The following is an 18,945-nucleotide window of genomic DNA, read 5'->3' as shown; positions in this document are numbered from 1 at the left end:
TGGCCTCCTCCGCAGAGGGGGTGAGATTCCCGCCCCTCTATACTTACTTAAAGTATGTGATCAGTTACTTTAAGGTGAGGCTATCAAGCCGGTTCGGGCGGTGTGCTCCTGGGGACGGCGCCGCCGGCTTCGGCGCGTCCGCCGGTGAGGGGCGGCCGCGGGGGAGGGGGCGCCTGGGACACGTGGGCAGCACCACATCCTTCGACGCCCACTCCCTGGTGGCGGCCTCGGTCGACGCGCAGGAGTTCATCCTGCCGCCGCTGCCCAACTTCCCTCTACCAGCGCGATCCCGCGGCGTGGCTGTACGGCGGAGTCGCGCTGAATCCGATGTTCTGGCACGCCCGGCTGCTGGAGACCATGCACCAGAGCACGATCTACCACCATCATCCGATGTTCGCCGGGAAGGACTTCGCCTACTAGTATCCCCGGGGCGGGGACGACGCCGAGTTCAACGAGGAGGACTACGGCAAGGCGGCCGTGGAGGGTGGCGACATGATGCCCATCGGTAACAAGACCGTGGTCATCGGCCTCAGCGAGCGCAGCACCGCGCGCACGATCGAGCACATCGCGCTGGCGATGTTCGCCGCCGGTGCCGCCGAGCGCGTCATCGCGGTGAACGTGCCCAAGCGCCGCTCCTACATGCACCTGGACACCGTGTTCACCTTCCTGGATGTTGACAAGGCGACCACCTACCTGCCTTTTCTGGACACCGCCACCACCTACTCGCTGCGCCCGGGTGACAAGGAGGGCACGCTGGACGTCCACGTCGAGCGGAGTTTCATCGGCGCGGTCGAGGACGCCCTGGGCATTGCCCGGCTCGACATCATCTCCACCGGCGGGGACGACAACCAGCAGGCTCGCGAGCAGTGGGACTCCGGCAGCAACTTCTTCGCCCTGGAGCCGGGGGTCGTGGTCGGTTACCACAAGAACCAGTTCACCAACCGTAAGCTGCGCGAGCACGGCGTCGAGGTGGTCGAGATCGAGGGTTTCGAGCTGGGCAAGGGCCGGGGTGGCGCCCACTGCATGACCTGCCCCATCTCGCGTGACGGCATCTGAGGCGATGACCACCGTGGCCGGTTCGGTCACCGTGAGCGCCGCCTCGTGCCCTCGCCAGTCGTGTCCGCTGCGCCAGTACTCGGCCAGCCGCTGCACGTATGAGACCGGGACGCCTACAACCAGCCGACGCCGGGCGGTGCGTCGGGCCGGAGGGTGCGCGCCAGCCGGTCGTGCGGCTCGTCGCGGTTCGGAGTGACCTCACGGACCGTCCACCGCGACGTCGGGCGGCCGCGCGAGGTCGGCTAAGGTGCGTCGTGAAGGCGTTGTGAAGGCGCCGTCCGCGCAGCAAGGCTGCCTCGCACAGGAGATCCCGCACGTTGCCCGAGAAACCCGAACACGCGGGGCCCGCCACCGGGGGAGATCGCCGTGGCCTGCGGGCGGACTGTGAGAACTGCTTCGCGCTGTGCTGTGTCGCGCCGGCCTTCTCCGCCTCGGTGGACTTCGCGATCGACAAGCACGCCGGGCAGGCCTGTCCCAATCTGGGGTCGGACTTCCGCTGCGGTGTTCACGCTCGCCTCAGGCCGCTGGGCTTTCGGGGGTGCACCGTCTACGACTGCTTCGGGGCGGGGCAGAAGGTCTCCCAGGTCACCTTCGGCGGGCAGGACTGGCGGCGGGCCCCGCGCACCGCGAAACAGATGTTCGCGGTGTTCCCGATCATGCGGGACCTCCACGAGCTGCTCTGGTATCTGACCGAGGCGTTGACGCTGCGACCGGCCCGCCCGCTTCACGGCGAGCTCGGCCTCGCGCTGGAGGAGGTCGAGCGCCTCACTCGCGGCGCCCCCGGAGATCTGGGGCACGTCGATGTGGCGGCATGCCGGCGAGAGGTCAACGCCCTGCTGCTGCGCGTGAGTGAGCTCGTGCGAGCCGAGGTCCGGCACAGGAGGAAGGACCACAGGGGGGCCGATCTCATCGGGGCCAGGCTCGGCGGCGCCGACCTCAGGGGCGCCAACCTGAGAGGGGCGTATCTCATCGGCGCCGATCTGAGGGGTGCCGATCTGAGAACGGCCGATCTCATCGGGGCCGACCTCAGGGATGCCGACCTCGGCGGCGCCGACCTCACCGGGAGCATCTTTCTCATCCAGTCCCAGCTGGACGCGGCGAGGGGCGATGCCGAGACCAGGTTGCCGCCGTCACTCACCCGCCCGGCACACTGGTAGCCTCCGGGCGCGCCGGCGCCTCTCAACCGGGCGGGCGGATCCGAATCTCCGGCCGGCGACCGCGCCGGACGGATTTTCGTCCCCGGTGCCGCCGGACTGAACGAGACCTGCGAGCAACCACGAGAAAGGCAGAGTATGCACATCGTGACCGCGGATCTGTACGACGAGCGCGGCGAGGAGCTCGACTCCTGCGACCTGCAACTACGCCGCTACGGCGGGCGGCGCGCCTTCCACGGCCTGATCGCCACCGTGCGCTGCCACCAGGACAACGTGCTGCTCAGGGCCGCTCTGTCCGAGCCCGGGAAGGGGCGCGTCCTCGTCGTCGACGGCGGCGGATCGCTGCACACCGCGCTGATGGGCGACGTCATCGCGGGTATCGCCCTCGCCAACGCATGGTCGGGGGTGGTGATCAACGGTGCCGTCCGCGACGTCGAAGCGTTGTGCGGCCTCGACCTCGGCATCAAGGCCCTCGGCTCCAACCCTCGTAGAAGCCGCAAGGACGGCGTCGGTGAACGCGACGTCCCGGTCACCTTCGGCGGCGCCACCTTCCACCCGGGCGCCGAACTGTTCAGTGACGACGACGGCATCCTCATCACCAGGAAACCCGGTGGCCCGGGAAACTGATCGACGGGCTCGGTGCCGCGGGCGTCTGGCTGGGACCGATCGGCCGGATCGTGGGATCCTTGGCGGGACTCTTGGTGGGCCGCCTGAGTCTGGGCGGTGCTGCCGCTGACAGGATGGAGCTTCCGCGCCGCGGCGAACTTCTCGGTCTCGAAGCCGGAGGTGGAGGCGGAACCGGTGACGACCATCTTTCGCGAACCGGGTTCCCGTCCGCGTCCGCTCATGGAACAGGGTCACCCCGGATGGGGTGGCCCTGTTATGGGTAAGGCGGGTTACCGGGGTCCTGTCGATCGTTTTCCGAGACGGCCTGGCGTGGCGCTATGACGCGCCTCTGCTCGGACCCGGCGGTTTAGAGGAAGAAGTAGACGTCGATTCTGCCGTCGGAGCGATTGGAGAAGACGGCTTCTCCCGCTCCCTGGGCCGGAGCCCTGTTGACGAACGCGGTGGCGGCCGCCTGGTTGGGCTGGACGATGTGCCTCCAGATCTTGGGGGCCGCAGCGAGGCCTTCCTTGCCGATGTCCTGGATCTCGCTCACCGGGTCGCTCCTTTCCGTTGATTGGCATTCGCTAAATGCGACTCCATCCATATATTGCATGCGGCAAAAGAAATACATATGGCCTCTGGGTTACATTGAACTTCGGCTTGGGATGGTCCGTCCGCTTCATTGTGAAGTAATAAAATGCTGGATATGTATTTTGTGGTGACATATTCATTTCAGGCAATTGTTACCATTTGTCCTATATGTGTTTTTTGTCCTGTCTTGCGCTCTCAAGGGGCCGGACCGCCCGCCGGCGCCGCACGGCGGGAATGTCGTGGCCGCCGGTTAGTGTCCTGTGGTGAGGTGCCGCACATGATCCCGGGGGGCGTACGGTGACCGTGCTCGCGAAGCCGCCGCCGACGGACGTGGAAGCCTCCGTCGAGCAGCTGGTGTACGTCCGCGACGACGAATACACGGTCGCGCGGATGAGTGCCGAGGGCCTGGCCGGGTTCGTCGCCTCGGGCCGGGCACTGGCCGGGGTGCAGCCCGGGGAGAGAGTGCGGCTGGCGGGGGAGTGGGACGAGCACCCGCGCCACGGCACCCGCCTGATGGTCGGGCGGTGCGAGCGGGTGGCCCCCTCCACCGTGCGCGCCATCACGCTGTATCTCGGCTCGGGCCTGATCCGCGGGATCGGGCCGAGGCTCGCCCACGCCATCGTCAGCCACTTCGGCCGGCGGACCCTCACGGTCATCGACACCGAGCCGGAGCGCCTCAGGGAGGTCGTCAACATCGGCGCGGCGAGGCAGGCGCAGATCGTTCAGGCGTGGGCGGAGCAGAAGGCGGTCGCCGAGCTGATGGTCGTCCTGCAGGGCTTCGGGATCAGCCCGCTGCTCGCGGCCAAGATCTACCAGGTGTACGGCGACGACTCCCGCGACGTCCTCACCCGCGACCCGTACCGGCTGATCGGCCAGGTCAGGGGGATCGCCTTCCGCACCGCCGACCGGATCGCGCTGCGATCGGGGGTGCCGGAGCACAGCCCGCAGCGGATCAAGGCGGCGGTCCTGGACAGGCTGGAGGCGGCGGCGGCCCGCGACGGGCACTGCTTCCTGCCGCTGCCCGCCCTCCTGGCCGCGGCGGCGACCCTGATCGAGCAGGAGGAGGACCTGATCCGCCGGGCGGTCGACGCGCTGGTCACCGAGCGCCGGGTGGTCGCCGAGGCGTCCCCGGCCGGCCCCGGCCAGGTGGTGTACGCCAAGGAGCGGCACAGCCGCGAGGTCGCGCTGGCGGCGCACCTGGCCAGACTCTGCCGGGCCCGCTCCACGCTGCCGCTGCGCGCCTTCGCCGAGGACGAGGGGCTGGACGAGGACCAGCGGGCGGCGGTGAACCTGGCGCTGACCAGCACCGTGTCCGTCCTGACCGGCGGCCCCGGCTGCGGCAAGAGCCACACGGTGAAGACGATAGCGGCAACCGTGCGGGCGATGGGCGGCACGGTGACCCTGACCGCGCCGACGGGTAAAGCGGCCAAGCGGCTGTCGGAGCTCACCGGCCTGCCCGCGACGACCGTGCACCGGATGCTCGCCCAGCAGCCGGAGCCGCAGGAGGGCACGCTGTTTCAGCGGTCCCCCGCCGGGGCGGACCTGATCGTGGTGGACGAGGCGTCGATGCTGGACCTGCAGCTGGCCACCCGGCTGACGGCCGCGATTCCGGCGGGCGGCCACCTGCTGCTGGTCGGCGACAGCGATCAGCTGCCCAGCATCGGACCCGGCGGAGTGCTGGCCGACCTGCTGCGCGTGGAGGAGATCCCGCGCATCCGGCTGACCCGCGTCTTCCGGCAGGCGCAAGACAGCGGAATCGTGCGGGCCGCCCACCGGATCCGGGTGGGTGAGCTGCCCGCGCTGCCCGGCGGGGGTGGCTTCTGGTTCGAGGAGCTGGACGATCCAGCCCAGGTGGCCGAGCGGGTGATCCACCTGGCGACGGAGGCGATCCCCCGAAAGCAGAACGTCGGCGGGGAGCAGGTCCAGGTGCTGTGCCCGACGCGCGGGGGCGTCACAGGGACGGTGGAGCTCGGCCGCAGACTGCAGGAGCGGTTGAACCCGGCGTGTGAGGGAACGGCCGAGCACTGGTCGGGCCCGTCGGTCTTCAGGGTGGGCGACCGCGTCATGCCGATCCGCAACAACTACGACAAGGGCGTGTTCAACGGGGAGACCGCCACGGTCACGGCGGTGAACCCGCAGGAGCGCCTGGTGGAGATCCGTACCGGCGACGGGGAGATCGTGGAGTACGCCTTCGGTGAGCTGGAGGAGCTGATCCACTCCTACGCGATCAGTGTGCACCGCTCTCAGGGCAGCGAGTACCCGTTCGTGGTGGCGCCGATCGTGGCCGAGGCCGGCGGGGTGATGCTGAGCCGCAGACTGCTGTACACGCTGGTCACCAGGGCGAAGTCGTGGGTGGTCCTGGTCGGCCGGCGCGAGGCGCTGGAAATGGCCGCACGCCGGCTCGGCCATCGGAGGAACACCGGCCTGGCCCTCCGGCTCACCCTGAGCCTGGAGGGCTGACACCCTCGCGCGAGGGGATAACCGGGCGACCGAACCGCACCCACGTCAAGGGAGGCGCCGGCGGCCAGCCGGACACGACCTGGTCAGCGCGGCCCGCGGCCCTCAAGGCCGTCTCGGCACGGGGTTCCGGGCTTGTGGGGGCGGCCCCCGAAGACCCGCCGAGCACCGTCGGAGCACGTCCGGCACCAGAGTGGGCGCATCTGCCGTCTTTGTCGCTGCCTGACAAATGGATCACCCTCGCCCGCGGCCGGTCCGGACGGGCCCCCGAGTCCACGAGCCGCCGCGCGACCAAGACCACACCAGCCGCGTGTCACCCCGCCCCGACAGGCGCTTTTGTACGATCCCCACAACTCCAGCCGCGAAACACGCTTACTCCCCGCCATTCCGGTATCCGGGGGCAGCCGAGAGTATGTACCCCGGTTGGGGCGGGGACGGCCGCCGTGTTCACGGTCTTCGAAAGGCCCGCTTAGTGTTCAGTCGTGTCGCCATCGTCAACCGCGGTGAAGCCGCCATGCGGCTCATCCACGCTGTCCGGGACCTAGCCGCGGAGACGGGGACACGGATCGAGACCGTCGCCCTGTACACGGACTCCGACCGGACGGCCACCTTCGTCCGCGAGGCGGACATCGCCTACGACCTGGGGCCCGCCGCGAACCGGCCCTATCTGGACCACGCGGTCCTCAAGAAGGCCCTGGTCGAGACCGGTGCGGACGCGGCCTGGGTCGGCTGGGGCTTCGTGGCGGAGGACCCGGCGTTCGCCGACCTGTGCGCCGAGATCGGCGTGACGTTCGTCGGGCCGAGCGCCGAGGCGATGCGCAGGCTGGGCGACAAGATCGGCTCGAAGCTGATCGCAGAAGAGGTCGGGGTGCCCGTCGCGCCGTGGAGCCGCGGTCCGGTGGAGACCCTGGAGGACGCGAAGGCGGCGGCGGGCCGGATCGGCTACCCGTTGATGCTGAAGGCGACCGCGGGCGGCGGTGGCCGGGGTATCCGGATGGTCTCCAACGCCGACGAGCTGACCCGGGCCTACGAGCTGACGCGCCAGGAGGCCGCGCGCGCGTTCGGCAGCGGCGTCGTGTTCCTGGAGCGTCTGGTGACGGGCGCCCGGCACGTCGAGGTGCAGGTCATCGCGGACGGGCGGGGCAACGCCTGGGCGCTGGGCGTGCGCGACTGCTCCGTGCAGCGGCGCAACCAGAAGATCATCGAGGAGTCCGCCTCCCCGGTCCTCAACGCCAAGCAGGTCGCCGAGCTGAAGGCGTCGGCCGAGCGGCTCGTGCTCGCGGTCGACTACCAGGGCGCGGGCACCGTCGAGTTCCTCTACCACCCCGGTGAGCGGCTGTTCGCGTTCCTGGAGGTCAACACGCGCCTGCAGGTCGAGCACCCGATCACCGAGATCACCACCGGCGTCGACCTGGTGAAGGCCCAGTTGCACGTCGCGGCGGGCGGCAAGCTTGAGGGTGACGCGCCCGAGGAGTGGGGGCACGCCGTTGAGGCGCGCCTCAACGCCGAGGACCCCGACCGTGACTTCGCACCCTCACCCGGCCGGATCGCCCGGCTGGCGCTGCCCAGCGGCCCCGGCATCCGGGTGGACACCGGGTTCGGCGAGGGCGACGTGATCCCCGCCGACTTCGACTCGATGATCGCCAAGATCATCGCGCACGGCCGTGACCGCGCGGAGGCGTTGGCCCGCCTGCGCCGCGCGATGACGCGGACGACCGTCATCATCGAGGGCGGCGTGACGAACAAGAGCTTCGTCCGCATGCTGCTCGACGAGCCCGCGGTGATCGACGGGTCCGCCGACACCGGCTGGATCGACCGTGTGCGCGCCCAGGGCGCCCTCGTGTCGCACCGGCACTCCGCGATCGCGCTGATCGCCGCCGCCGTCGAGGCATACGAGGACGAGGAGGCCGTGACACGGCAGCGCTTCCTGTCCGCCGCCCACGGCGGCCGTCCGCAGTCGCAGCACGAGAGCGGCCACGCGCTGGAGCTCAAGCTCCGCGACGTCGGCTACCGCGTCCAGGTCGCCCGCACCGGCGGCCACCGGTTCCGCATCGGCGTCTCGGCGGGCGGTCCCGAGCACGCGGCCGACGTCGACATCGAGCGCTTCGACGAGCACAGCGGCCAGATCACCGTGAACGGCGTCCGCTTCAAGGTCGTCACGAGCACTCACGGCCCGATCCACCTGGTCGAGGTCGACGGCATCACGCACCGGATCAGCCGCGACGAGGGCGGCATCGTGCGCTCGCCCGTGCCCGCGCTCGTGGTGGCCACACCGCTGCAGGCGGGCGACGAGGTCGAGGCCGGTGCGCCGCTGCTCGTGGTCGAGAGCATGAAGATGGAGACCGTGCTGCGCGCGCCGTTCCGCGGCCGCGTGCGGGAGCTCGCGGTGTCGGTCGGCACCCAGGTGGAGGCGGGCGCCCGCCTGCTCCGCCTGGAGCCGCTGGGTGACGGCGACGAGGCGGCCGGCTCCGCGGCCGGGGCGAGGAAAGTCGAGCTGGACCTGCCGCCGGAGCCGGTGGACGTACCCGCGGCCGAGCGGGCCGCGCGTGGCCTGCAGGACCTGCGCAGCCTCCTGCTGGGCTTCGACGTCGACCCGCAGGACGAGAAGCGCCTGCTCGCCGACTACCTGGCCGCGCGCGCCGAGCTCGTCGCGGAGGGCGGACACGAGCGGGCCGGTGAGATCGAGCTGCTGTGCCTGTTCGCCGACCTGAGCGAGCTGAGCCGCAACCGGCCCGCCGGCGAGGAGTCGAAGCCCGACTCCTCGGTGCACAGCCCCCGCGAGTACTTCCACACCTACCTGCAGTACCTCGACTCGGAGCGGTCCGGGCTGTCGGAGAGCTTCCAGCAGCGGCTCACGCACGTGCTGTCCCGCTACGGCGTCGAAGGCCTGGAGCGCACGCCGGAGCTGGAGGACGCGGTCTTCCGGATCTTCCTGGCCCAGCGGCGCGCCTCCGCCGACGTCGCCGTGGTGACGACCCTGCTGCGCCGGTGGGTGAACGAGGCCCCGCCCGCCGAGGCGGACCGTGTCACCGTCGGCCTGGCGCTGGAGCACCTGGTCGCCGCCACCCAGGTCCGGTTCCCCGCCGTCGCGGACCTGGCGCGCGGCGTCGTGTTCGCCTGGTTCGCCCAGCCGCTGCTGCGCCGTACCCGCGCCAAGGTCTACACGGCCGTGCGCAAGCACCTGCGCCACCTCGACCAGCACCCGGACGCGCCCGATCGCGCCGAGCGGATCTCCGCGATGGTCGCCAGCGCCGAGCCGCTCGTCCGGCTGGTCGGCCGGCGGATCGGCCGCGAAGGCGCGGATCCCGTGCCGCTGCTGGAGGTGCTGAGCCGCCGCTACTACGGCAACCGCGCGCTTGGCGACATCCGGGTGAGCAAGGTGGCGGGCTGCACGTTCGTCGTCGCCGACCACCGCACCGCGACCGGCGACGGCCGCGTGGTGACCACCGCGGTCGACTTCCGGTCGCTGGCCGAGGCGGTCAAGGCGGTCGACGAGTTCGCCGCAGACGGCGAGCTGGTGGCGGACGTCTACCTGACCTGGCCGGACGGTCCGAGCGACCCCGAGGAGATGGCCGCGCGCCTGCGCGAGGTCCTAGTCGCGCAGCAGCCGTCGAACCGGGTCGGACGCATCGTCACGACCGTCGCGGGCAACAGCGGCGCCGTGATGCACCACCACTTCACCTTCCGGCCGTCCGCGGGCGGCTTCGTGGAGGAGCGGCTGCTGCGCGGTCTGCACCCGCGCATCGCCGAGCGCATGCAGCTGGAGCGGTTGCGCGACTTCGACCTCACCCGGCTGCCCTCGCCCGACGAGGAGGTCTACCTCTTCCGGGCCGCGGCACGGCAGAACCCGTCCGATGAGCGCCTCGTCGCCCTGGGGCAGGTCCGCGACCTGACCCCGTTGCGCGACGACGAGGGCAGGCTCGTCGCCCTGCCCGCCGCCGAGAACATCCTGGCCACGTGTCTCGACGCGATCCGCCGGGCCAAGAAGCCCGGCGCGAAGGCGTCCGCCACGAACCGGATCGTCATCTACGTCTGGCCGCCGACGGACCTCTCGCCGGACGACCTGAACACCGTGGCGAGGCGCGTGTTGCCGACGACGGCGGGCGCGGGCCTGGAGGAGGTGCTGTTCCTCGGCAGGCGCCGCGACAGCGCCACCGGCGAGCTCGTCGACATCGCCGTCCGGGTCGGCTACGACGTGGGCTCCGGTGTGCGGCTGTCCGTCGTGCCGCCGCCGACCGAGCCCATCGAGCCGCTGGACGACTACCGCCAGGAGGTGCTGCGCGCGCACAGCCGCGGCACGCACCACCCGTACGAGCTGACCGGCATGCTCGCCGGGCCGCTCGGCTCGTTCACCGAGTACGACCTGGACGAGCACTCGAAGCTGGTGCCGGTGAACCGGCCCAAGGGGCGCAACACCGCCGCGCTCGTCGCGGGTGTCGTCAGCACGCCCACGCCGCGCCACCCGGAGGGCATGACCCGCGTCGTGCTGCTGGGCGATCCGACGAAGGCGCTCGGCGCGCTGTCCGAGCCCGAGTGCGCGCGGGTGATCGCCGCGCTCGATCTGGCCGAGCGGATGCGGGTGCCGCTGGAGTGGTTCGCGCTCTCCGCGGGCGCCCGGATCTCGATGTCGTCCGGCACCGAGAACATGGACTGGGTGGCGGCCGCGCTGAGGCGGATCGTGAACTTCACCCAGGACGGCGGCGAGATCAACATCGTGGTCGCGGGTATCAACGTCGGCGCCCAGCCGTACTGGAACGCCGAGGCCACGATGCTCATGCACACCAAGGGCATCCTGGTGATGACGCCGGACTCCGCGATGGTGCTGACGGGCAAGCAGTCGCTCGACTTCTCCGGCGGTGTGTCGGCCGAGGACAACCACGGCATCGGCGGATACGACCGGATCATGGGCCCGAACGGCCAGGCCCAGTACTGGGCGCCGGACATCCGCGGTGCGCGGGAGGTCCTGATGTCGCACTACGACCACAGTTACATCGCGCCGGGGGAGAGCCGGCCGCGCAAGACGGTCACCGGCGACCCGGTGGACCGTGACGTGTCGACGTTCCCGCACGCCGTGCCGGACAGCGACTTCACGACAGTGGGCCAGATCTTCTCCGTCGAGTCCAACCCGGACCGCAAGAAGCCGTTCGACATCCGCACGGTCATGCGCGCGCTGTCCGACCAGGACCACCCGGTGCTGGAACGGTGGGCGGGCATGGCCGACGCGGACACCGCCGCGGTCCAGGACGTCCACCTCGGTGGTCGGCCGGTGTGCCTGCTGGGCATCGAGTCCCGTTCCGTGCCACGTCGCGGATTCCCTCCCACCGACGGCCCGGACACCTACACCGCGGGCACCCTGTTCCCGCGGTCGTCCAAGAAGGCCGCTCGGGCCATCAACGCCGCCAGCGGGAACCGTCCGCTGGTCGTGCTGGCCAACCTGTCGGGGTTCGACGGGTCGCCCGAGTCGATGCGCAAGCTGCAGCTGGAGTACGGCGCGGAGATCGGCCGCGCGGTGGTGAACTTCAAGGGCCCCATCGTGTTCTGCGTGATCTCGCGGTACCACGGCGGCGCGTTCGTGGTGTTCTCCAAGGCGCTCAACCCGAACATGACCGTGCTCGCGGTCGAGGGTTCGTTCGCCTCGGTGCTCGGCGGTGCTCCGGCCGCCGCGGTGGTCTTCGCCCGCGACGTCGACAAGCGGACCGGCAACGACCCCCGCGTGCTCGCGCTCGCCGCCCGTGTCGCGGAGGCGCCGGCTGCCGCGCGGGCCGCGCTGGCAGCCGAGCTGGCCGAGCTGCGATCGTCCGTGCGGGCCGAGAAGCTCACCGAGGTGGCCACCGAGTTCGACCGCGTGCACAGCATCCAGCGGGCGGTCGGCGTCGGCTCGGTGGACGCGATCATCAGCTGCGCCGAGCTGCGGCCGCAGATCATCGAGGCGGTCGAGAAGGGCCTCGCCCGGCAGGCCTGAATCTCAGCCGCCACGGCATCAGCGCCGACTCCAGCTGCACCCGCAGGTTCATCTTCGAGCTGCCCGCCCGGCGATCGGAGAAGTGGATGGGAATCTCAACGATCGTCATCCCCGCCCGGGTCGCCCGGTAATGCATCTCCACCTGGAAGCTGTAGCCCCCCGAGGAGATCCCGCCGAGGTCCAGCGCGGTGAGGCTTTCGGCCCGCCAGATCTTGAATCCGGCGGTCACATCCCGCAACCTGACGCGCAGGACGGTGCGGACGTAGAAGTTCGCCCACGCCGACAGGGCCCGCCGCCGCCGGCTCCACTCGGCGGCCAGCGTCCCGCCCGGCACATAGCGGCTGCCGATCACGCACGCCGCCCCTGTCGCCTGCGCCGTGCCGAGCAGGCGCGGAACGGCGTCGACGGGATGTGAGAAGTCGGCGTCCATCTGCACCACGAACTCCGCTCCGGCCGAGAGCGCGGTCTCCATGCCCTCAACGTAGGCGCGCCCGAGTCCTTCCCTGCCCGGCCGATGCACCACGCCGACCCGGCCGGGATGCGCGGCGGCCAGCTCGTCGGCCACCTTCCCCGTGCCGTCCGGGGAGTCGTCGTCGACGACCAGGAGCCGCAGGTCGTCAAGGGGCAGCGCGAGCAGAGCCTCCGCGAGCAGCGGAAGGTTGTCAACCTCGTTGAACGTCGGGATCACGACGGTGACGGTGGCCATGTTCGGGGTCAGGGCCTTCCGGGCTCGATGGTCGGATGTTCGTATCGCAGGACTGCGCGGCACTCCCGTCCGGTTGATCTCGAACACCGGAGGCGGCGAAGAACACCTCATGGTAGCGGCCGGTGGAACACCGGCGCCGTTGCCGGCCGCATCGGACGTCCCCCGCCGGTATCGCCCGGCCCGGTGCCGCCCGGCGCGTCGTAATCCTCCAGCATGATGATCTCTCCGGGGAGATTCCCGGGTATCACGATCGGTTCCTCCCGGGGAAGGAGCAACACGCCAGGGGCCGTTGGAAGACTTCTCCCAGGATGTGAACCCTTTAGAAGGAGATGATCGATGTCCAGGTCCCGGGCGTGCCTCGCCGGGCTGGCGGCCGTCGCCGCCGCTGTGCCCCTGATCGCCGCACCGGCGGAGGCGACCGGCCGGTCGAACCCGTCGGCCGTCACGATGACACTGTCGCCGCCCACCGGGAGGCAGCCGATCGGCACGGTCTCCCTGCACCTGGTGGACCGGTCGCGCCCGGACCCCTGGGTGACGTCCCAGCGGTACCGCGAGCTCATGGTGAGCCTCTGGTATCCGGCCGGGAGATCGGCGAACCATCTCCCGGCGCCGCAGATGACGCCGCTCGCCGCGGCCGACTTCGACCGGACCCTGGCACCCGCGCTCTTCGGTCTCAAGCCCGGCACGGTGGACTGGGCCGCGACGAAGACCCACGCCCGTGCGGGTGCTCCGGCGAACCGGGCGGCGGGGAAACTCCCGGTCGTCCTGTTCTCGGCCGGTTTCGGCGCACCGCGGACGATCGGCGCCACCGTGGTGGAGGAACTGGCCAGCCGAGGCTATGTCGTTGTCAGCGTCGACCACACCTACGAGGCGGCGCAGGTGGAGTTCCCCGGCGGCCGGGTCGAGCGAGGAAGGGTCCCGCTGAAGCCCACGCAGGACGACATGAGGAAGGCGCAGGACGTCCGGGTCGCGGACATGACGTTCGTTCTCGACCAGCTGGCCCGCCTCGGCCGCGGGCGGAACCCCGACGCCGAACGCGGGACGCTCCCCGCCGGGCTGCGCGATGGTCTGGACCTGTCGCGTATCGGGACGCTGGGTCACTCCATGGGGGGAGCCACGGCCGCTCAGCTCGTGCACGAGGACCGGCGCGTCGACGCGGGCGTCAACCTCGACGGCGGTTTCCGCGGATCGGTCGCGCAGACCGGGGTCGCCAAGCCGTTCCTCCAGGTGGCGGCGGAATCGCACACCAGGGCGAGCGACCCGGCCTGGAAGTCGTTCTGGGAGGAGTCGAGCGGCTGGAAGCGCGAGCTGCGGTTCACCGGCGCCCAGCACTACACCTTCACCGACGCGGAGGTGATGGTCCCCCAGCTGAAGGTGCCGGCGGCCCCGCTCATCGGGACGATCGACCCCGGCCGGGCCGTCGCGGCGCAGCGCGCCTACATCGACGCCTTCTTCGACCTGCACCTGAAGGGCCGGAACACGTCTCTTTTCGACGGCCCCAGCAGGCGCTTCCCCGAAGTGAGGCTCATTCCGTAGAGGGCGTGGCCGGCGGCGGCGAGTCCGAGGCATCCCGGAGGCCGTGAGCTCAAGCTCGGCTCCGCGGCCGGCGCCCGGCCACCTTAATTTCCCGGGGTTTTCGCATGACTGCCTGTCCTATTTGAGGTATTGACTGCGGCAGTGTGATCGCCTTCCGAAGTTCTCGATGAATGGTTCGAAAATCAGTGGGTTACATAATAGGGGTAATCGTATAATCTGTTTTAGGTGTGGCCGGAAAACGCTGAGATCTTTACTTTCTGGCATACTGTGGCAACAGGTTGGTTTTCTTTGATTTACATGGAATCGTTGCAGGCGTGATCCTGGGGCGTCCAGTCCGGCTGTCGTCCAGGTCGTCCCGTCGCAGCCATGGTCGATTTTGACCTCCTAGAGGACTGTGAGGTGCGCTCCGTTGGCCGTTTCACTGGGGGAGTGGATCGAGTCGGAGGTGCGGCCGGTCTACGACAAGCCGCTGTCCTGGCTTTCGGAGACATACTTCTTCCGTGACCCGGGACGCCCGTGCCACGCCGATCCGGCGTACTTCTTCTCACCCGCCGACGGGGTCATCCTGTATCAGGAGCGGGCGCACCCACGGGATGGGCTGTTCGACATCAAGGGCAGGGGTTACTCGCTCTGTGACGCCCTGGGCGATCCCTCCTACGACAAGCCGAGTCTGGTGATCGGCATCTTCATGACGTTCTTCGACGTCCATGTCAACCGGGTGCCGTACTCCGGCCGGCTCTCCTATCGGAGGCTGGAGCCGCTGGCCACGCACAACCACCCGATGCTGGAGATGGAGGAGAACCTGCTGAGGGATCTGCGGATCGACCTGTGGTCGGCGGAGTACCTGCGGCACAACCAGCGCATGGTCAACCACGTGTACGTATCCGAGCTCGGGCAGGAGTACTACATACTCCAGGTGGCCGACTACGACGTAGACAAGATCACCCCGTTTGAGCTGCGGCAGAATTGGCCCGCTCGGCAGGGGGCGCGGTTCTCGCAGATCCGTTACGGTTCGCAGGTCGACCTGATCATCCCGCTGTCCGACCGGTTCGAGTTCGAGCCAACCCAGCCTGTGGGCCACCACGTCCAGGCCGCTGTGGACACCCTCGTCCGGATCAGTGACAAATAAGCCGCAGGCGCGACAAGTGAGGAGAGCTCAGTCAATGACGTCCCTCGCAACCCCCGGCCAGGCCGCTGTGCCCGAGCCAGGTGCGGACCCTGCCAGTAAACAGGACAATCCTACCCGTTTACACCGGCCGGTTTTTCTGATGAATGCCCCGTTCTCCTACGACACGGGCAACGCCAACAACGCGTGGATGTCGGATATCAAGGACTCCGAACGTGTTCCGGACGCCCAGCGGGCGATGGTGCAGTTTCTCGGGCTGTATCGATACCTGGCCGCCGAGGCGCTGGTTTACGTGCTGCCGACCCCCAGGGTGCACGGGCTGCAGGACCTGCCCTTCACGGCGAACCTCGGAATCGTGCTGGAACACCTTCCCGACAAGAACACCGTGGTCGTCTCCAACTACATGTCCGAGCCCAGGCGGGGGGAGACCCCGGTCGGGGTGCGGTTCTTCGAGTCCATGGGCTACCGGGCCGTGGTGCCGCAGTCGAGGTTCGAGGGAGAGGCGGAGCTCAAGCACCTCCACGACAACGTGTACGTCGGCGGGTACGGCCTCCGGTCCGAACGGCGGACATACGAGTGGATGGAACGCGCCTTCGACATGAAGGTGGTCATGCTTGAGCAGAGTGATCCATACATGTATCACCTGGACTGCACCATCTTCCCGCTCACCCGGAAACAGACGCTCGTCTGCACCGAGCTCTACCGCAGAGACGAGATCAAGGAGCTCGAACGGCACACCGAGATCATCGACGTACCCGTGTCGGTGTGCTACGCGGGGATCTGCAACTCGGTGCGCCTGAACAACATCATTCTCAACGCCTCGCACCTGCACGACCTGCGGCGGGGTTCGTCGGAGTACGCCGAGGAGATCGCCAAGAACCGGTTGCTGGAGGACATCGCAAGCCTGCTGGCGTTCGAGGTGAGCTACTTCAACCTCAGCGAGTATCACAAGGCCGGCGCACTCCTGTCCTGCATGATCATGCACCTCAACCGGTTTTCGTACTGCTTTCAGATGATCTGAACCTGGACGGCGCAGCCGGTGAGTGAGGAGACAGAGGCGACAAGGGTGAACGGCCGACGTGACGGCGCCGGTTCCATACGCGCGCTGTGGTCCTACACCCGTGGGATGCGCGGCACACTGACGGGGTTGTTGCTCCTGGAACTCGTGTCCAACGGCGCGGCGCTTGCCCAGCCGCTGGTGGTCCGTGCGGCGGTGGACGGCCTGGGGACGCGGGAGAGCCTGGCCGGACCGGTGGTCCTGCTCGTCGGGATCTCGGTAACCGGACTGGTGCTCACCTGGCTGTCCACCTACCTGCTGGAGCGTTTCGGCCAGCGGATCGTGTTGAACGTGCGGCACCGGCTGGTCCGGCGGATCCTCGGCGCCCCGGTGTCCATCGTGGAGCGCCGGCCGGTCGGAGACTTCCTGTCGAGGGTCGGCAGCGACACGACGGTGCTACGGCACACCGTCACCGGCATGCTGGTGCACGGTGCGGCCGCACCGCTGACCATCATGGCCGCGGTGCTGGTGATGGCCGGCATCGACCTGGTCCTCCTGGCGACCGTGGTCACACTGTTCGGCCTGTCGGCGGTGGCCGCGACGTGGGCGCTGGGCCGGGTCGGCGAGGCCAGCGAGGAGGCCCAGAGCCACCTCGGCGCTCTCACCAGCGTGTTGCAGCGGGCACTGGTCGCCTTCCGCACCGTCAAGGCGTCCGGTACGGAGGAGCACGAGCGGCGGCTGGCCCGCGAGGCGGCGGAATCGTCCTACCGGGCCGCGATCCGTGCCGGGCGTGCCGAGGCCACGGTCGAGGTCATCGCGGTCACGGGCATCGAGTTCTCCTTTATCGTGGTCCTGCTGGCCGGTACGGCACGTACGACCGCGGGCGCCCTGACGTTGAGCGACCTGATCGCGTTCCTGCTCTACGTGGTGTATCTGCGGGGACCGGTGGAGACGCTGGCCATGGTCGGCTCCTCGTTCGCCGAGGGGCTGGCGGCGGTACGCCGTGTGCGGGAGCTGGAGCTTCTGCCCCCCGAGGCCGGCGACCGTCCGGCGGCCGTCGGCGTCCGGAACGGCCTGGACGGCCGTCGCCGGGAGGTCGTGCTCCAGTTGGAGGATGTGTGGTTCGGCTACGACGGCCGGCCGATCCTGCGGGGCGTCACCATGGACGTTCACCGTGGACTCACCGTGCTGGTCGGCCCATCGGGTACCGGGAAGACGACGGTGCTCAGCCTGGTCGAACGCTTCGCCGACGTGGAGCGCGGGCGCGTCTCGCTCGACGGGGTCGACCTCCGCGATCTTGACCGGGACGACCTGCGGCGCAGGCTCGGCTATGTCCAGCAGGACGCCCCGCTCCTCGGCGGCACCATCGGGGAGGCGGTGCGCTACGGCGTTCCCGATCCGGACCGGGCGGACGTGGCCGGCGCGTTGCGGACCGTCGGCCTGTGGTCCTGGGCCGACGCCCTGCCGTTCGGTCTGGACACCCCGGTCGGCGAGCGCGGGGTGGCGATCTCCGGCGGTCAACGGCAACGACTCGCCGTCGCCCGCGCCCTGCTCCGCGGCCCCGAGGTGTTGCTGCTGGACGAGGCCACCAGCCAGCTCGACGCCCGGAGCGAACGGATCCTGCTGAGCGCCATCGTCGAACAGGCCGCGCACCGGGTGGTGCTGGCGGTCACCCACCGCGTGGCGGTCGCGCGTCTGGCCGACCAGGTCGCGTTGCTCGACGAGGGGCGGATCCGTGCTCTGGGAACGCATGACGAGTTGCTGTCCTCCGACGCGATGTACCAGGAACTGCTGGCCGTTCCCCCGTCCGCCTCGGCCCACGATCGTCGGAGGTAGAAATGACCCATCGTCACCCCGGCGGATTCGCGCGCCTGTACGACCCCGTACACGGCCCGGGCGCGCAGCCGTCCTGGCACGAGCCGACCATCTCCTACAGGGAGCTGGTGAAGGGCGGGCGGCTGCTGTCCGCCTATCCGCCCGGGTGCTGGCGGGCGCTGGGCATCAGCCGGCAGGACATGTACCGGGTTCAACCCCTGCTGCTGTATTTCGCCGCGCTCGTCTACAAGGGCGACCTGGCGTACGAGGAGGCGCAGCGGCGGGGATCGTGCGAGGTTTCCACCGCCCTGTTCAAAGGGGAACTGGAACGGTTGTTCCGTGGTCACGGGCTGTATGACGACACGATCAAGGAGGGTCTGGACGATCTGGAGCGCTACGGCGTGCTGGAGAGCCGGATCGTGCTGCGCCAAGTCCCCCTGACGCCCGACCTTCTGCGGACGGCCTGCCGGCTGCGATCCTCCGACGCCGTCATGTTGATCCGCGTCCTGGCCAAGCTGGCCGAGACGGACTGCGAGGGGCTGCTCACACTGCTGCGGCCCTGGCTGGTGCTGTGGGAACTCGACGACGACCTGGTCTCCTACACGTCGGATGTCACCGAGGGGACTTTCAACATCCTCGACCTGCACGTTCGCCTGCACGGCCCGGAGCTGGCCCCGCAACGGCTGCGGGAGCTCCAGACCAGCCTGCTGGCCGAGATGTTCGACGCGATGGACCAGGCGAGGCGGGACGACCTGCTGCGCGTGTCGATCCTGACCTCAAGGCGCGCGGCGCTCGTAACCCACCTGTTGCGGGCGTTGCCGCGGCGTGTACTGCTTCCGGCGGCCAAGCGGCTGCAACTGTGGGAGGGCAGGTCGTGCCCGGAGATCCCCGAGATCCGCGGCGCGCGGTGACCGCCGGAGGGGCGTGACCGGGCACCGT

At 69.6% G+C, this 18,945-nt stretch carries 11 protein-coding genes and 1 pseudogene; 10 read left to right on the top strand and 2 right to left on the bottom strand.

From position 1 onward, the window contains the following. Positions 1-102 precede the first annotated feature (102 nt). The 3 genes and pseudogenes from ABZ194_RS07345 (at position 103) to rraA (ending at position 2,837) form a co-directional block, all read left to right on the top strand. A pseudogene (locus ABZ194_RS07345) lies at positions 103-1,056 on the top strand (arginine deiminase family protein). Positions 1,057-1,373: 317 nt separating this feature from the next. After that, positions 1,374-2,213, top strand: coding sequence for a pentapeptide repeat-containing protein (locus ABZ194_RS07340; RefSeq protein ID WP_355593360.1), 840 nt, complete (start codon positions 1,374-1,376; stop codon positions 2,211-2,213). A gap of 135 nt (positions 2,214-2,348) precedes the next feature. After that, positions 2,349-2,837 (top strand): ribonuclease E activity regulator RraA, encoded by a 489-nt coding sequence (gene rraA / locus ABZ194_RS07335; protein WP_355593358.1) that lies wholly within the window; start codon positions 2,349-2,351, stop codon positions 2,835-2,837. A gap of 346 nt (positions 2,838-3,183) precedes the next feature. On the opposite strand, the gene ABZ194_RS07330 is transcribed toward rraA, so the two are convergent. Next, complete coding sequence (locus ABZ194_RS07330; protein ID WP_355593356.1) at positions 3,184-3,369, bottom strand: hypothetical protein; 186 nt, start codon at positions 3,367-3,369, stop codon at positions 3,184-3,186. 335 nt (positions 3,370-3,704) lie between these two features. Between ABZ194_RS07330 and ABZ194_RS07325 the strand changes: the two genes are divergently transcribed. Beyond that, entirely contained in the window at positions 3,705-5,867 is a 2,163-nt protein-coding gene (locus tag ABZ194_RS07325; protein ID WP_355593354.1) for an ATP-dependent RecD-like DNA helicase, read from the top strand. Positions 5,868-6,336: 469 nt separating this feature from the next. Continuing rightward, a complete protein-coding gene (locus ABZ194_RS07320) occupies positions 6,337-11,826 on the top strand; it encodes a carboxyl transferase domain-containing protein (protein ID WP_355593352.1) in 5,490 nt (1,829 codons plus the stop codon). Here the strand turns inward: ABZ194_RS07320 and ABZ194_RS07315 are convergent. Further along, positions 11,786-12,532: a polyprenol monophosphomannose synthase gene (locus ABZ194_RS07315; protein ID WP_355593350.1), complete on the bottom strand. Its 747-nt coding sequence runs from the start codon at positions 12,530-12,532 to the stop codon at positions 11,786-11,788. The genes ABZ194_RS07320 and ABZ194_RS07315 overlap by 41 nt on opposite strands. 336 nt (positions 12,533-12,868) lie before the next feature. Here ABZ194_RS07315 and ABZ194_RS07310 point away from each other — a divergent pair, with 336 nt between their 5' ends. The 5 genes from ABZ194_RS07310 (at position 12,869) to ABZ194_RS07290 (ending at position 18,917) form a co-directional block, all read left to right on the top strand. Continuing rightward, a complete protein-coding gene (locus ABZ194_RS07310) occupies positions 12,869-14,068 on the top strand; it encodes a lipase (protein ID WP_355593348.1) in 1,200 nt (399 codons plus the stop codon). 409 nt (positions 14,069-14,477) lie between these two features. Further along, the gene (locus ABZ194_RS07305) at positions 14,478-15,197 is read left to right on the top strand and encodes a phosphatidylserine decarboxylase (RefSeq protein WP_355593346.1); all 720 of its coding nucleotides are present in this window, start codon (positions 14,478-14,480) and stop codon (positions 15,195-15,197) included. A 139-nt stretch (positions 15,198-15,336) separates the two neighbouring features. Beyond that, positions 15,337-16,215: an arginine deiminase-related protein gene (locus ABZ194_RS07300; RefSeq protein ID WP_355593343.1), complete on the top strand. Its 879-nt coding sequence runs from the start codon at positions 15,337-15,339 to the stop codon at positions 16,213-16,215. A 105-nt stretch (positions 16,216-16,320) separates the two neighbouring features. Next, positions 16,321-18,027 (top strand): ABC transporter ATP-binding protein, encoded by a 1,707-nt coding sequence (locus ABZ194_RS07295; protein ID WP_355593341.1) that lies wholly within the window; start codon positions 16,321-16,323, stop codon positions 18,025-18,027. Between the two features lie 2 nt (positions 18,028-18,029). Next, on the top strand, positions 18,030-18,917 hold the full coding sequence (locus ABZ194_RS07290; protein ID WP_355593339.1) for a hypothetical protein: 888 nt from the start codon (positions 18,030-18,032) through the stop codon (positions 18,915-18,917). Positions 18,918-18,945 lie beyond the last annotated feature (28 nt).

Origin of the sequence: Streptosporangium sp. NPDC006007, assembly GCF_040614315.1 — a bacterium.
In the GTDB taxonomy this organism is placed as follows: domain Bacteria; phylum Actinomycetota; class Actinomycetes; order Streptosporangiales; family Streptosporangiaceae; genus Streptosporangium.
This window is presented reverse-complemented; position numbering and strand designations above follow the sequence as displayed.